Origin of the sequence: Luteibacter sp. 621 (assembly GCF_050435445.1) — a bacterium.
Classification (GTDB): domain Bacteria; phylum Pseudomonadota; class Gammaproteobacteria; order Xanthomonadales; family Rhodanobacteraceae; genus Luteibacter.
Genome location: NZ_JBNDKI010000001.1, coordinates 86368 through 100415 on the forward strand (window position 1 = coordinate 86368; position 14048 = coordinate 100415).

Here is a 14048-nt window from a genome sequence, read left to right on the forward strand (position 1 = left end):
GCTTATCGAGCGCAAGCGCGCTCCTACAACAGCGCAAGCGCGGAACGCTTGCCGGCCTCGAGGATTTCATCCGATAGCGCGCCATCTTTCGTGGCACGAGCCATCTGTAGCGCCCCGTTGATCAAGGCGTACAACGCAATCGCCTTTGCACGCGACTCGTCTTTCGGAAGCGCAGGCCACTGCTCGGCCAGGCGGCTGACCAGGGCATCCATGCCCTCGGCAAAGGCCTCGCGCACCGGCTCGGAGCGCCGGGAGACATCCGCCACCAGCGTAGCGATCGGGCAGCCCTGCTGGGGGTTATCCCGATGCCGCGTCGACAGGTACGACTCGATGTAGGCGGCCGTGTTTCCACCCTTCTCGATACGCTCATTGAGGAAGTCCAGGCGCTCGGCCATGGCATAAGCCACGACCTCACGGGCCAGGTCTTCCTTCGATGTGAAATGATTGAAGAACGCGCCGTTGGTCAGGCCGGCGCTCTGCATCACCGAGGCAATGCCCTCGCCTTCAAAGCCGCGTTCGCGAAAATTCTGCGCAGCGACTTCGATGATGCGCTGGCGAGTCTTTTCCTTGTGGTCTTTCGCATATCGCATGGTTCACCTCGAAACATCGGCCACCTTGTCGGCAGGTACGTCCCAACCACCGCCCAGGGCGCGGAACGCGCCCACCGCGGCGCGGGCATCGTCCGTCCGCACACGGGCCAGCAAATCGCGCGAGGCCAGCAGCTGGCGGTCTTCATCCAGCACCTCCAGCAAGCTCACCGCCCCGCCCTTGTAAGCATCCTGCGCCGCATCGCGCGCCCGCACGTGCGCCGCCACTTCGTTTTCCAGCATGCCATGCTGCGCTTCAAGCTGGGTCAACGCCACGATGGCGTTCTCCACATCCTCGGTCGCCTTGAGCATGGATCCACGGTACTTCGCCAGGGCCTCGGCGTTGGCGCCACGGGCCTCCTTTACATCGGCATCCACCCGGCCAAAATCAAACAGGCGCCAGTGCAAACCCAACGCGCCTTGCGACTGGAAGGCCGAGCCGGTCAGCAGTTTCCCGCTATCCAGTGTGGCGAAGCCAAGCAGACCCGACAACGATACCTGCGGATAGTACTGCGACAGGGCCACACCGATCCGGGCGTTGCTTGCCGCGAGTTCCCGCTCGGCGGCGATCACGTCCGGACGGCGGCGCAGCAGGGATGCCGGGCCACCTGCCCCATCCACCGTGGGGATGTGGAATGGTTTTTCGGCGGACGCAATCTCCTTCGCGTACGTGCCGGGGGCGGCACCCATCAGGACATCCAGGCGATTGAGCTGGGTATCAAGCTCCGCCTGCAGCGGAGGCACCGTACCTTGCGCCTGGAGCAACAGCGCCTCGGCCTGCGCCGATTCACGCTCGGTGCCCAGGCCGTTCTGCTGGCGCAAGTGCACCAGATCGACCAGGCCCTGTTCGTTGTTTATCTGTTCGTTGGCAATGGCGATCCGTGCCTGCGCGCCGCGAACGCGGAAGTAGGCATCCGCGGCTTCGGCCACCAGCGTGATCCGCACGCCGGCGTGCGTGGCCTCCGCAGCCTGCCATGCGGCGCTTGCGGCTTCGTCGCCACGGCGCAGGCCGCCGGCCAGGTCCAGCTCCCAGCTGGCGCCCACACCCAGGTCTTCATACGTCTGGTTGCGCTCATAACCGGGCTGCGGGCTGGCCAACTTACCTAGCGGGCTACGCTCGGACTGGCGCAGGCGTGCGGCGTTCGCATCCAGGCTGCCCTGTGGCATCCGGTCGGCGTGCGCATACTGCGCCGCGGCGCTGGCCTGCTTTACGCGTGCGGCGGATGCCGCCAGGTCCAGGTTCTGGTCAATCACGCGGCCGATGATGGCGCTCAGTTCAGGATCATCAAAGCCATTCCACCACGCCTCCAGCGCAGGTGCAGGGGCCTCAGCCACGCGTTGGTCGAGGGCGGCTTGCTGGTGCCATATCGGCGCCACCGGCAGGCTCGGCTTCACATAATCGGGGCCAACCGTGCATCCGGCCAGCACCAGGGGAAGGATCAGGGGGAGCAGTTTAGTGCGCATCGGCGGAAGGACCTTTCGGGGGCTGTACCTTGCGCATGAGCGGCACCATGGCCGTCGCAAGCACGAAGCACAACATGATGGAGAAGAAGGCATCGCTGTAAGTCATGGTCTGCGCTTCGCGGTAGGCGAGCTGCCATAGCTCACGAAGGGCTGCCTGGGAGTTCTGTGCCGCGCCATCCAGGCCGGTGAGCAGGCTGTTCATCGCTTCGTTGGCCGGCGTCAGGTGTTCGGCCAGGCGCTGGAAATGCAGGTTGGTGCGGTCGTTGAGGATCGTTGCGCATGCGGCAATGCCAATGGCGCCACCCAGGTTACGCATGGTGTTGAACAAGCCCGAGGCATGGCGGAGCCGTGCCGGCGCCAGGCCACCCAGGGTAAGCGTGACTACCGGTGGCACGGCCAGCTGTTGTGCGGCGCCACGCAGGGCCTGCGGAAGCAACAGTTCGGTGCCGCTCCAGTCGTGAGTGATAGGCGTGAACTCGAACATCGAGATGGCAAACAGCGCCATGCCCACCATCATCAGCCAGCGCAGGTCCACCCGGTTCGCCAGGAACGTGTAGACGGGAATGGTCAGGATCTGGAACACGCCCGTGGAGAACACGGCCTTGCCGATCTGGAACGCGCTGTAGCCCTCCACGCGGCCGAGGAACAACGGCGTGAGGTAAATGGTGGCGAACAAGCCAATGCCTGTGACGAATGAGAAGAACGAACCCAGCGCGAAGTTGCGGTCCTTCAAGGCACGCAGGTCGACTACCGGGTGCTCCGCGGTGAGCTCGCGCCAGACGAACAGGACGCCCGCGATCGCCGCGGTCCACGCGGTCGTGCGAATCACGCTGTCTTCCATCCAGTTCCAGCGCGGGCCCTCTTCAAGCGTGTACTCAAGGCAGCCCAGGAACAGAGCGATCAGGACGATGCCAGCCCAGTCGCCGAGCTTCAGCAGACCGAGGTCGGGCTCATCGATCTTGACCAGCGCAGGCACCGCCACCGTCACGAAGATGCCCGGGACCAGGTTGATGAAGAACAGCCAGTGCCACGAATAGTTATCGGTAATCCAGCCACCCAGCGTGGGGCCCATGGTCGGCGCGAGCGAGGCCAGTGCACCGATCGTCGCCGCGGCGATGACACGCTGCTTACCTTCGAAGAAGACGAATGCCGTGGTGAACACCATCGGGATCATCGAACCGCCGATGAAGCCCTGGGCGGCACGGAACACGATCATGCTCTGGATATCCCAGGCGATGCCGCACAGCAGGCTGGTCAGGGTGAAGCCGGCCGCTGAGACCGCGAACAGCCAACGGGTCGAGAACACACGCGAGAGCCATCCGGAAAGCGGGATAACCACGATCTCGGCGATCAGGTAGCTGGTCTGCACCCAGGCGGTATCATCCGCGCCCGCCGACAAACCACCGCCGATATCGCGCAGCGAGGCCGAGACGATCTGGATATCCAGCAGTGCGATGAACATGCCCACGCACATGCTGGCGAAGGCAAAGATCTTCTGGCCGGGAGAGAGGTGCGCAACGGGGCTCATGGCGCGTTGGTATCAACGGTAGCCGTGACCGAAAGGCCGGGGCGCAGCAGGCCCAGGTCACCATCCTTGCCATCCAGCGCCACGCGCACGGGAACACGCTGCACGATCTTGGTGAAGTTGCCGGTGGCGTTTTCCGGCGGCAGCACGCTGAACTGCGCACCCGTGGCCGGCGCCAACGATGCGATGTGGCCGCGGAACGGATGGTCTGGCATGACGTCGGCGCGTACTTCCACGCCCTGCCCCACCTTCATGCGCGCGAGCTGGTCTTCCTTGAAGTTCGCGTCCACCCAAAGGCCGTGTGCGGGTACGACGGCGAGCATCGGGCTACCGGCCGAAACGAACGCACCCACGCGTGCGCGGCGGTTGCCGATCGTACCGTCCACGGGTGCGCGTACTTCGGTGTAGGACAGATCGAGGTGCGCGCTATCGGCCTGGGCCTTCGCCTGGGCGAGCGCCGCCTCGGCCTGGTGTTTCTGGGTGTCGATCACATCGAGCTGGCGACGCGCGGCCTCGACAGCGGCACTCGCCTTTTGCCGGTCGGCATCAGCGGTCTGCGCGGCGGCCCGGGCACGCTGGGCGGCTTCCACGGAGACGGCTGAGCGGCTGACGAGATCGCCGTAACGGGTGTCGTCCAGGCGCGCGCGGTTGGCTTCCGCATCAGCGCCGGCTTTGCCGGCTTCGGCCTGGTGGATAACGCTCTGCTGCAGGGCGGCGACGGCATCCAGGTTGCGTAGCGTGGCTTCCTGAGCTTCGACGGCGGCATCGGCCTTGGCGACGGCGGCGCGGTAGTCACGGTCGTCTATGCGGATGAGCAGGTCGCCCTTGTGGACAGCCTGGTTATCGGTGACGGCGACGGTCTGGATATAGCCGGGGACCTTGGACCCGATGACGGTGACGTCGCCGCCGACGTAGGCGTCATCGGTGTCCTGGATAAAGCGACCGGTGGTCCACCAGTGGGCGCCGTAGGCGAGGACGCCGACAAGCACGACGGCACCTGCCGCGAGCTTGAGGGGCTTGGTGCGCCGGACCGGGGCGGCGGGTGAATCGATGACAGCGGACACGGGCGTACCCTTCAGCAGTTGAATTATGCTCGTACTTCTATGACCGGAGTCACCTTGATTCAAGGGGGCATGGTGAAAAATACTTTTCCCCGGGTTTTATTGGGCTTCCGCCAAAAAAAAGCGCCGACCCGGCTGATGGACCGGACGGCGCTGGACCTGGCGATGGGGGATTCCGGGGGGACGCCAGGCAACCCCATCCTGCCCGGTGCCCACTGCCGCGAAGCGTGACGGACGTCTCGCTTTCCCGGCCCCACCGTTTATTCATATCGGTAGCGCCGTTGTGCCATCAGTCACGGCAACCCCTGCACCGCCGCATGCATCCCACTCGCTTACGCCACCACAGGAAGGACACACTGATGACGCACCGCTGGATACTGGTCTCACTGCTCGCCCTCGCCCCGCTGGGTATCGCCGCCGCGCAGGAAAAGCCCACGATGATGTTTCTCGGTTCCGCTCACCTCGCGAACCACAATCGCGATATCGCGAACGAACGCGTCGAAGACGTGTTGGCCCCGAAGCGCCAGGCGGAGCTCGAGAGCCTCGTGGACCAGCTCGCCACATGGAAGCCGACCCACATAGCCATTGAGTTCCCGCATGCAAAGCAGGCTCAGCTCGATGAACGCTACGCCGCTTATCGCGCGGGCACCTACAAGCTGACGGCGGAGGAATCGGACCAGATTGGCCTTCGCCTCGCGAAGAAGCTGGGCCTGCCACGCGTGGATGCCGTGGATTGGAACGAGGAGGCACCCGGCACGGATGCCGACTACGACTGGATGGCTTGGGCAAAGGCGAACGGCAAGGGCACGCAGCTCGACAAGTTGGTGAAGGACCTGAAGGACGGTGCCGCGCGCGACACGGCGTACCTTAAGGATCATTCCATCCTGCAGTGGTACCAGCTTTGGAACGATCCGCAACGGATGCACAAAGACGAAGCTGGTTACTTTGATATGGCCTTGTTCGGCACCGACACCAACAACCCGGGCGCGGCCTGGGTGGGCCAGTGGTACGCGCGCAACCTGCGTATTTTCACGCACATCCGCGAACTGGCCACGAAGCCGGGTGACCGCATTCTTGTCATCTATGGCTCGGGCCACGGTCCCCACCTGCGCAAGGACGCCACCGAGTCCGGGATTTTTGAACTGACAGATACCTATGCGTATTTAAAAGCCATGCATCCGTGACGAGCAGGCAAAGGTGCTTTTCCCCGCGAGGTATCACAGCGCCTGATGGCTGGCCCCAGAGATAGGTGCAGGCGGCTCACGTCGAGCCGACCATGCCATCCAGGAAACCACCATGAGCAAGCTGAAAGATAAAGTCGCCATCGTCACGGGCGCATCGAAGGGGATTGGTGCCGGTATCGCGAAGGCGCTGGCTGCCGATGGCGCCAGCGTCGTCGTCAACTATGCCTCCAGCAAGGAAGGCGCCGAGAAGGTCGTGGCCGAGATCAAGGCCGCAGGCGGCAAAGCAGTAGCCGTGGGTGCCGATGTCTCGAAGGAAGCGGACGCCGCTAAGCTGGTTGCCGCCGCCATCGATGCGTTCGGCCGCCTCGACGTCGTCGTGAACAATTCGGGCGTTTACGAGTTCGCCTCGGTCGAGAACACCACCGAAGCCCTGTTCCGCCGCATGTTCGACATCAACGTCCTCGGCCCGTTGCTAGTCACCCGGGCCGCCTCCCCGCACCTGGGCAAGGGCGGCAGCGTTATCAATATCGGTTCGGGCGTGACCACGATCGTCCCGGCGGAAACCGCCATCTACACCGGCACCAAGGGTGCGCTCGATGCGATCACGGGCGTGCTCTCGCGCGAACTGGGCCCGCGCGGCATCCGCGTGAACTCGGTGAACCCGGGTATGGTCGAAACCGAAGGCACACACACCGCGGGTTTCGTCGGTTCGGACTTCCAGGCGTGGGCCGAAGGCCAGACCCCGCTCGGCCGCATTGGCCAAGTCACCGATATTGCGCCGATCGTGAGCTTCCTTGCTTCCGATGAAGCGGGCTGGGTGACGGGCGAGAAGATCCTCGCTACCGGTGGCATGCGCTAAAGGGAAAAGCATCGCGTGCAAGCACGCTCCTACACGAGTGCGTTATCCGCTGTTGTAGGAGCGAGCTTGCTCGCGATCCGGGAGTTCGGCGATTCAGCCGCCTTCCTCGCACTTATCGTTTTCGCAGGCGAAATCGACTTGCAGGCCACGGCCGACCACCACGTTCACGTTTTTGCGGGTGTCGACAGCCTTGCCATCTTTCTCGAGGCTAACGCTGTAGCTTCCCATGGGCAGCGGCGTGAGGCTGTAGCGGCCCCGCCCATTGATCACCGCATGACGCTGGGCGCCGGTCGAGCTTGTCGCGGTAACGGAGCCGCCGGCCGGCCCATGGCCAAAGATGCTTCCAGCCGTGCCCTGGGCACCGGCAACGGATGCGGCAACGGCCAGCAGCCCCACGAACATAAGACGCACTTTCACTAGCAACTCCCCCTCTCGTTGATGACGTTCAGATCCTACCCAGCCGGCCCGTACGGCGGGGTAGCGTTTTGCACACCACGTTGTTGAGCAAGACACACGCTACGGCGATTGCAGCGCCGGCGTCGTCTTCTCAAGAATCTTCATCGACTCGGCATTCGCACGCTCCCATGCCTTGAGTTCCTCGGGCGTGCGCGGCGTGCTGTCCCTCGCGGGTGCCTGCCCGCTGGGCACGGCCACCTGGGCCAGTGGTTTTACCCTTGTCGCCGCCTGCGCGGCATCTGACAGGTTGCCGTGCTCAGGTGAAAGGCTCGCCACCGGCCCGGCATGTTTTGGCGGGATCGCGGCCTTGCGCACAAGGTGGGCGTAGATGAAAAGGCTGGCAACGGTCGCCGCGATGGCCACTGCGAACATCGCGGCATCCTTCCTGCGAGCAATACGCGCACGCCGGGCACGAGGAGCCAGGCCGCCCGCGGACGATGGAACGCTGACAAGGCCCGTGGCCTGCAAGGCTGCTTCGTCGATCGGCCCGATCATCGCGCGCACGGCAGCGCCATCGACCAACGTAATACCAGGGAACCGGGATGCCGATTCGATCGCGGCACGGGTGAATTCGCCGGATGTCACCAGGATGGCGCCATTGGCCCCGGCCGTGTGCATCACGCCGATCAGTTCATGCACCGGGTTATGCGGTACCTGCAGCGCATTCCAGTGTTTGCATTGCACAACGATGAACGTGCCGTCCCTGAAGAGTTTCAGGTCGACGCCGCCATCGGTGTTGCCGAATCCGCTACCGGTGCCGCTGTGCTCGACGCGGTAGCCCTGGCTTGCGTAGTAGTCACCGACGCGCCGCTCGAAGTCGGCCCAGCCCACCCGGCTGAGGGCGTCATTCCATCGCTCGCTGACGCGCTTCGCGTAGCGGCTCATGCGGCGCACCCGGCGCACGCGATATCCCTCTGGCACCTTCCGGCACCCTGGCAACACTCCATGCTGGCTCCCCTTGCCGGGTGGCGGCCCCCTTGGCCGGCTGCCGGACGGACCGATGGTATGCGCGTAACGCGCGCTTGGGTAGGGGGAGGGAACGCGACGAAATAGTGAGAACGCGCGGTCTCGAAAGCTCGGCCAAAGTAGCCCGGGGCCACGCGACCGACGACCGGTCGGGACAACGAGCCAGCAGGCGCGTTTTGTGCAGGAAACCGCCCCCCGGCCTTTGTAGGATCGTGGTAAGTTCAGCCATGGATGGGCCAGGCCTCCCGGCCCCTCCTTGAGGAACGTAAGCCAGTGGCCGCCCCCTGGGGTGGCGATCCAGCCAGGTTTCCGACGGAGTTCTTGCGATGGCACTCACCCGCCGCGAGTTCATAAAACTGACAGGCATGGGGCTCGCTGCATCGAGCCTCGGCATGATCGGGTTCGGGGCATCGGGCGTGGCGCAAGCCGCCGCCGTCCGCCCCTTCAAGCTCACCCACGCGACCGAGACCCGTAACACGTGCACCTATTGCTCGGTGGCGTGCGGCATCCTCATCTACAGCATGGGCGACAAGGCGAAGAACGCCAAATCGAACATCATCCATATCGAGGGCGATCCGGATCATCCGGTGAACCGCGGCACCTTGTGCCCGAAGGGCTCTGCCCTGCTCGATATCGTCCACGCCCCTACCCGGCTCAAGGCGCCGCGCTACCGCCGGCCCGGGGGTACCGAGTTCGAGGAGGTGTCCTGGGATTTCGCCCTGGATCGCATCGCCCGGCTGATGAAGGACGACCGCGACAAGCACTTCATCACGACCAATGCGGCCGGCACCACGGTGAACCGCTGGACCAGCGTCGGCATGCTCGCCGCTTCCGCATCCTCCAGTGAAACCGCTTACCTCACCTGGAAGGTAGCCCGCTCCCTCGGCATGGTGGTGTTCGATAACCAGGCGCGCGTCTGACACGGACCGACGGTGGCCAGTCTGGCCCCATCATTCGGTCGCGGTGCGATGACCAACACCTGGCAGGACATCAAGAACGCCAATGTCGTGATCGTCATGGGTGGTAACGCCGCCGAGGCGCATCCGTGCGGGTTCAAATGGGTGATCGAAGCGAAGATCGAGAACGGTGCCAAGCTCATCGTGGTCGATCCGCGGTTTACGCGCACCGCTTCGGTGGCCGACTACTACGCGCCCATCCGCCCGGGTACCGATATCGCGTTCCTCAGCGGGTTGATGAACTACCTGCTCACCCACGACAAGATCCAGCACCAGTACGTCAAGAGTTACACCAACGCGAGCCTTATCGTGCAGGACGGCTTTACCTTCCAGGAAGGCCTGTTCAGTGGCTACAACGACCAGACCCACAGTTACGACAAGACCACCTGGGATTATGAGCTGGACGAAAACGGCTTCGCGAAAGCCGATGACACCTGGCAAGACCCACGATGCGTCATCAACCTGCTGAAGCAGCACGTTTCCCGTTACACGCCGGAGATGGTCTCACGCATCTGCGGTACCCCGCAGGACAAATTCCTGTACATCTGCGACCTCATCGCCAGCACATCCGCACCCGACCGGGCCATGACCAGCCTGTTCGCACTCGGCTGGACCCAGCACACCGTAGGCGCGCAGAACATCCGTTCCATGGCCATGGTGCAGTTGTTACTGGGCAATATCGGCGTGGCGGGCGGCGGCATGAACGCGCTGCGTGGGCACTCGAACATCCAGGGCCTCACCGATATCGGGTTGCTATCGAACCAGATGCCGGGCTACCTGACGCTCCCCAACGACAAGGAAACCAGCTTCGACGAGTACATGAAGACGAAGCAGTTCAAGCCGCTTCGTCCGGGCCAGACCAGCTATTACCAGAACACGAAGAAGTTCGTGGTCAGCCTGCAGAAGGCCTTGTTCGGCGATGCCGCAACGGCGGAAACGAACTGGGGCTACGACCTGCTGCCCAAGCTCGACGTGCCGCTGTACGACATCATCAAGGCCTTCGAGATGATGAACAACGGCCAGCTCACCGGCTATATCTGCCAGGGCTTCAATCCCCTGCAGGCTTTCCCCGATCGCGGCAAGATCCGCGCTGGCCTGAGCAAGCTCAAGTTCCTGGTCACCATGGACCCGCTCGATACCGAGACCTCGCGCTTCTGGCAGGATTTCGGCCCGCAGAACCCTGCCAAACCGCACGATATCCAGACTGAGGTCTTCCAGCTCCCGGTGACCTGTTTCGCCGAGGAAAACGGCTCGCTGGTGAATTCCGCCCGCTGGCTGCAATGGCACTGGAAGGCGGCCGATCCGCCGGGTATCGCCAAATCCGATATCTGGATCATGACCGGCCTGTTCCAGCGCCTGCGCGCGCTCTACAAAAAGGAAGGCGGTGCCTTCCCGGATGCGCTGCTGGGCATGACCTGGAAGTACACCGATCCGTGGGAGCCCGACCCGGAAGAACTGGCCAAGGAAATGAACGGCCGGTTCCTCGCGGATGTGACCGATCCGGCCACCAATGCCACCTCCAAGGCCGGCACGCTGCTGGATGGTTTCGGCCAGCTGCGTGACGATGGCAGTACCGCGTCGGGCTGCTGGATCTTCGCCGGCTCATTCACTGAAAAGGGCAACCAGATGGCCCGGCGGGATGCGACCGATCCGCGCGAGCAAGGCATTGCACCGAACTGGGCGTGGGCGTGGCCGGCCAACCGCCGCATCCTGTACAACCGCGCCAGCGCCGATCCCGATGGCAAAGCCTGGAACCCGAAGAGGCCCATCGTCGAATGGAACGGCACGAAGTGGGTCGGCATTGATGTGCCCGACTATGTCGTGACACAAAAGCCTTCCGCGAACGATGGCCCGTTCATCATGAACGTTGAAGGTGTCGCCCGTTTGTTCGCGCGCAACCTGATGGCCGAAGGCCCGTTCCCCGAGCACTACGAGCCCATGGAATCGCCCGTGGAGAACGTGCTGCACCCGCAGGTACGCGCGAACCCCGTGGCCCGGGTGTTCGATCACGACCGGCAGAACTTCGGCAAGGCGAAAGACTTCCCATACGTGGCCACCACGTACCGCCTCACCGAGCATTTCCATTTCTGGACCAAACATGCACTGATCAACGCGATCCTGCAGCCGGAGGAGTTCGTTGAGATCGGCGAGGTGCTGGCGAAGGAAAAAGGCATCGCCCAGGGTGGTTGGGTCAAGGTGTCGTCCAAGCGCGGCGAAGTGATCTGCAAGGCCTACGTCACCAAACGCATCAAGCCACTCATCGTCGATGGCAAGCCCACGCATGTGATCGGCGTGCCGCTGCATTGGGGTTTCACCGGCCAGGCCAGGAAGGGTTACGGCGCCAACACACTTACCCCCTCCGTGGGCGATGCCAACACACAGACGCCGGAGTTCAAGGCGTTCCTCGTCAACGTCGAAAAGACGTCGGCTCCCGCGGCCTGAGGCGTACGCCATGTCTGACCTTCAATCCCAGGATTACGTCCGCCGCTCCGCGTCCACCATGACGCCACCGGCTACACGCAACCACGAAGACCAGGTGGCCAAGCTGATCGATGTGAGCCGCTGCATCGGCTGCAAGGCCTGCCAATCGGCGTGCATGGAGTGGAACAACCTGCGCCCGGAGATCGGCCACTTCGAAGGCTCGTACGAGAACCCCAACGACCTGGGGCCGAGCGTATGGACCCTGATGAAGTTCGCCGAGTACGAAAACGAACAGGGCAACCTGGAGTGGCTCATCCGCAAGGATGGTTGCATGCACTGCGAGGACCCGGGTTGCCTCAAGGCCTGCCCGGCACCGGGTGCCATCGTTCAGTACGCCAACGGCATCGTCGATTTCATCAGCGACAAGTGCATCGGTTGCGGCTATTGCGTGAAGGGGTGTCCGTTCAACATCCCGCGAATCAGCAAGACAGACCACAAATCGTACAAGTGCACGCTTTGCTCCGATCGCGTTACCGTGGGCCTGGAGCCGGCGTGCGTGAAGGCCTGCCCGACCGGCGCCATCATGTTCGGCTCGAAGGTCGACATGCAGCACCAGGCCGCCGAGCGCATCGTCGATCTCAAGGAGCGCGGCTTCGCCAAGGCCGGCCTCTACGATCCGCCCGAGGTGCAAGGCACGCACGTGATGTACGTGCTTCACCACGCTGACAAGCCCTCGCTTTATTCGGGCCTGCCCGATAAGCCACATATCAGTTACCTCGTCCAGGCGTGGAAGGGCCTGTATAAGCCGCTGGCCGTGGCTGCGGTTGCCCTGGCGGCGCTGGCCGGGTTCTTCCACTGGATCACGATCGGGCCGAATGACACGACGGAGGAAGACGAGGCCGAGGCGAACAACGAGATCCGCGAGACCGAGGAGGAACAGGTGCCATGACCCGTCCTGCCAACGCCATTACGCGGTACACCACGGTGAACCGCATCAACCACTGGATCAACGCCATCCTGTTCGTGATGTTGGTGATCTCCGGGCTCTCCATGTTCCACCCCATCCTGTTCTGGTTCTCGGAACTGTTCGGCGGCGGCCAGTGGACGCGCGCGGCACACCCCTGGTTCGGCGTGTGCATGGTGGTCAGCTGGATCGGCATGTTCATCCAGTTCTGGCGGCACAACCTGCCCAACCGCGATGATGTCGAGTGGTCCAAAGCCATCGTGCACGTCGTCGCCAACGATGATGAGAAGGTGCCGCCGATCGGCCGTAATAACGCCGGCCAGAAACTGGTGTTCTGGTCCATGGCGCTGCTGATCCCTATCCTCTTCGTGACCGGCCTGCTGATCTGGGAGGTCTACTTCGGCAAGGCCACGTCGATCGAGACGCAGCGGGTCGCCGTCCTGATCCACAGCCTGTGCGCGTTCGCCGCCATCCTGGTGCTGGTCACCCATATCTACGCCGGCATCTGGATCCGCCATTCCGTGCGCAGCATGACCCAGGGCTGGGTCACGCCTGGCTGGGCGTGGCACCACCATCGCAAGTGGTTCCGCCAGGTCATCGGTTATCGTCGCGGTGACGACACCCCCGGGAAGCATCCGTGAAGCAAGCCGAGTTACCACCCAATGCGAAATGGAGCGGCCCGTCGCATGCCGGCGTCAAGGCGCCCGAGCCGATCGTACTGCCGCTTCGGGCAACGCGGTTCCTGGCCTCCGCGGCGCGCCTGGACAAGCTTGCCGGCGGGCATCCGCTTGAGGAGTGGCTCCGCTTCATGGCCACGGTGGCACGCGCCCAGCACGCGGTCGCCACGACGCTCGCCCCGGCGGGTTCGCTGCGCCCTGAGGAAGTAACGCGCCTGGTCGAGGCCCGCCTACCGCCGCTGGCAGCCGATGGCCACCCGCGTGATCCCGCCTGGCGGGAAGGCCTGCGCCTGCTCCTCGCCGAGATCGAGGCCACGCCACTGCCGCCGCCGGCCGTCGAGGCGATTGAACAACTACGCGCCATGGATGACACCCAGCTGGAACGGCTGGCGGACCACTTCCTCCGCGGCCGGGTCAGCGCCGACGAAACGGCGGCCGCGGTCTATATCGCCGGGGCCTTGCAGGTGTACTTCGTGGATTCCGCCGCGCGGCTGATCGCAAGCGACCTGCGCCTTCTTGAAGAACGCAGCCTGTGCCCATGCTGCGGCTCGCCCAGTGTCGCCGGCGTGGTCACCGCCAGCGGCCTCACGCCCGGCACGCGCTACCTGCACTGCTCGCTGTGCGCCACCGCGTGGAACCACGTGCGCGCTACGTGCATCACCTGCGGAGGCACCCGCACGTTGCAGGTGCAGGCGATCGAGGGCGACAACGGCCTGGTGAAAGCGGAGACCTGCGGCGAGTGCCACACCTACAGCAAGCTGATCTACCAGGTGCAGGACATGCAGGCCGACCCGGTGGCCGACGACCTGGCATCGCTGGGCCTGGACCTGCTTATCGCCGAGGCCGGCTTTGCCCGGCATGCGCCGAATCCGTTCCTGCTGGCGGGCGATAGCGCCGATATCGACTAGCCAGCCTCCGCACGATGGGG

13 protein-coding genes are annotated in these 14048 nt (G+C 64.1%); 7 read left to right on the forward strand and 6 right to left on the reverse strand.

The annotated features are described in order from the left end of the window. Positions 1-23: 23 nt before the first annotated feature. The 4 genes from ABIE56_RS00450 to ABIE56_RS00465 are packed head-to-tail and all read right to left on the reverse strand — an operon-like array spanning position 24 to position 4640. Complete coding sequence (locus ABIE56_RS00450) at positions 24-590, reverse strand: TetR/AcrR family transcriptional regulator (protein WP_429241858.1); 567 nt, start codon at positions 588-590, stop codon at positions 24-26. Positions 591-593: 3 nt separating this feature from the next. Further along, positions 594-2051 (reverse strand): efflux transporter outer membrane subunit, encoded by a 1458-nt coding sequence (locus tag ABIE56_RS00455; protein WP_429241859.1) that lies wholly within the window; start codon positions 2049-2051, stop codon positions 594-596. Beyond that, positions 2041-3579 carry a DHA2 family efflux MFS transporter permease subunit gene (locus tag ABIE56_RS00460; RefSeq protein WP_429241860.1) on the reverse strand — a complete coding sequence of 513 codons (1539 nt, stop codon included), beginning with the start codon at positions 3577-3579 and terminating at the stop codon, positions 2041-2043. The genes ABIE56_RS00455 and ABIE56_RS00460 overlap by 11 nt, the downstream gene beginning before the upstream one ends. Next, entirely contained in the window at positions 3576-4640 is a 1065-nt protein-coding gene (locus ABIE56_RS00465) for an HlyD family secretion protein (RefSeq protein ID WP_429241861.1), read from the reverse strand. Before ABIE56_RS00465 ends, ABIE56_RS00460 begins: the two co-directional genes overlap by 4 nt. Before the next feature lie 39 nt (positions 4641-4679). Here ABIE56_RS00465 and ABIE56_RS00470 point away from each other — a divergent pair, with 39 nt between their 5' ends. The 3 genes from ABIE56_RS00470 to ABIE56_RS00480 all read left to right on the forward strand — a co-directional run bounded on the left by ABIE56_RS00470 (position 4680) and on the right by ABIE56_RS00480 (position 6680). Continuing rightward, the gene (locus tag ABIE56_RS00470) at positions 4680-4868 is read left to right on the forward strand and encodes a hypothetical protein (RefSeq protein ID WP_429241862.1); all 189 of its coding nucleotides are present in this window, start codon (positions 4680-4682) and stop codon (positions 4866-4868) included. A 128-nt stretch (positions 4869-4996) separates the two neighbouring features. Then, positions 4997-5821, forward strand: a complete 825-nt coding sequence (locus ABIE56_RS00475) for a DUF5694 domain-containing protein (protein WP_429241863.1) — start codon at positions 4997-4999, stop codon at positions 5819-5821. A gap of 112 nt (positions 5822-5933) precedes the next feature. Then, positions 5934-6680: a glucose 1-dehydrogenase gene (locus ABIE56_RS00480; RefSeq protein WP_429241864.1), complete on the forward strand. Its 747-nt coding sequence runs from the start codon at positions 5934-5936 to the stop codon at positions 6678-6680. A 93-nt stretch (positions 6681-6773) separates the two neighbouring features. On the opposite strand, the gene ABIE56_RS00485 is transcribed toward ABIE56_RS00480, so the two are convergent. Both ABIE56_RS00485 and ABIE56_RS00490 read right to left on the reverse strand, forming a co-directional pair. Continuing rightward, positions 6774-7097, reverse strand: coding sequence for a carboxypeptidase-like regulatory domain-containing protein (locus ABIE56_RS00485; protein ID WP_429241865.1), 324 nt, complete (start codon positions 7095-7097; stop codon positions 6774-6776). Between the two features lie 99 nt (positions 7098-7196). After that, positions 7197-8021, reverse strand: a complete 825-nt coding sequence (locus ABIE56_RS00490; protein WP_429241866.1) for a restriction endonuclease — start codon at positions 8019-8021, stop codon at positions 7197-7199. 407 nt (positions 8022-8428) lie between these two features. Between ABIE56_RS00490 and fdnG the strand changes: the two genes are divergently transcribed. Genes fdnG through fdhE form a run of 4 tightly spaced genes read left to right on the forward strand, consistent with a single transcriptional unit; the run spans position 8429 to position 14028 of the window. Further along, the gene (fdnG, locus tag ABIE56_RS00495) at positions 8429-11500 is read left to right on the forward strand and encodes a formate dehydrogenase-N subunit alpha (RefSeq protein ID WP_429241867.1); all 3072 of its coding nucleotides are present in this window, start codon (positions 8429-8431) and stop codon (positions 11498-11500) included. 10 nt (positions 11501-11510) lie between these two features. Further along, positions 11511-12428: a formate dehydrogenase subunit beta gene (gene fdxH / locus ABIE56_RS00500; RefSeq protein WP_429241868.1), complete on the forward strand. Its 918-nt coding sequence runs from the start codon at positions 11511-11513 to the stop codon at positions 12426-12428. Beyond that, positions 12425-13084 (forward strand): formate dehydrogenase subunit gamma, encoded by a 660-nt coding sequence (locus ABIE56_RS00505; RefSeq protein WP_429241869.1) that lies wholly within the window; start codon positions 12425-12427, stop codon positions 13082-13084. The genes fdxH and ABIE56_RS00505 overlap by 4 nt, the downstream gene beginning before the upstream one ends. Next, positions 13081-14028, forward strand: coding sequence for a formate dehydrogenase accessory protein FdhE (gene fdhE / locus ABIE56_RS00510; protein WP_429241870.1), 948 nt, complete (start codon positions 13081-13083; stop codon positions 14026-14028). The genes ABIE56_RS00505 and fdhE overlap by 4 nt, the downstream gene beginning before the upstream one ends. Positions 14029-14048 lie beyond the last annotated feature (20 nt).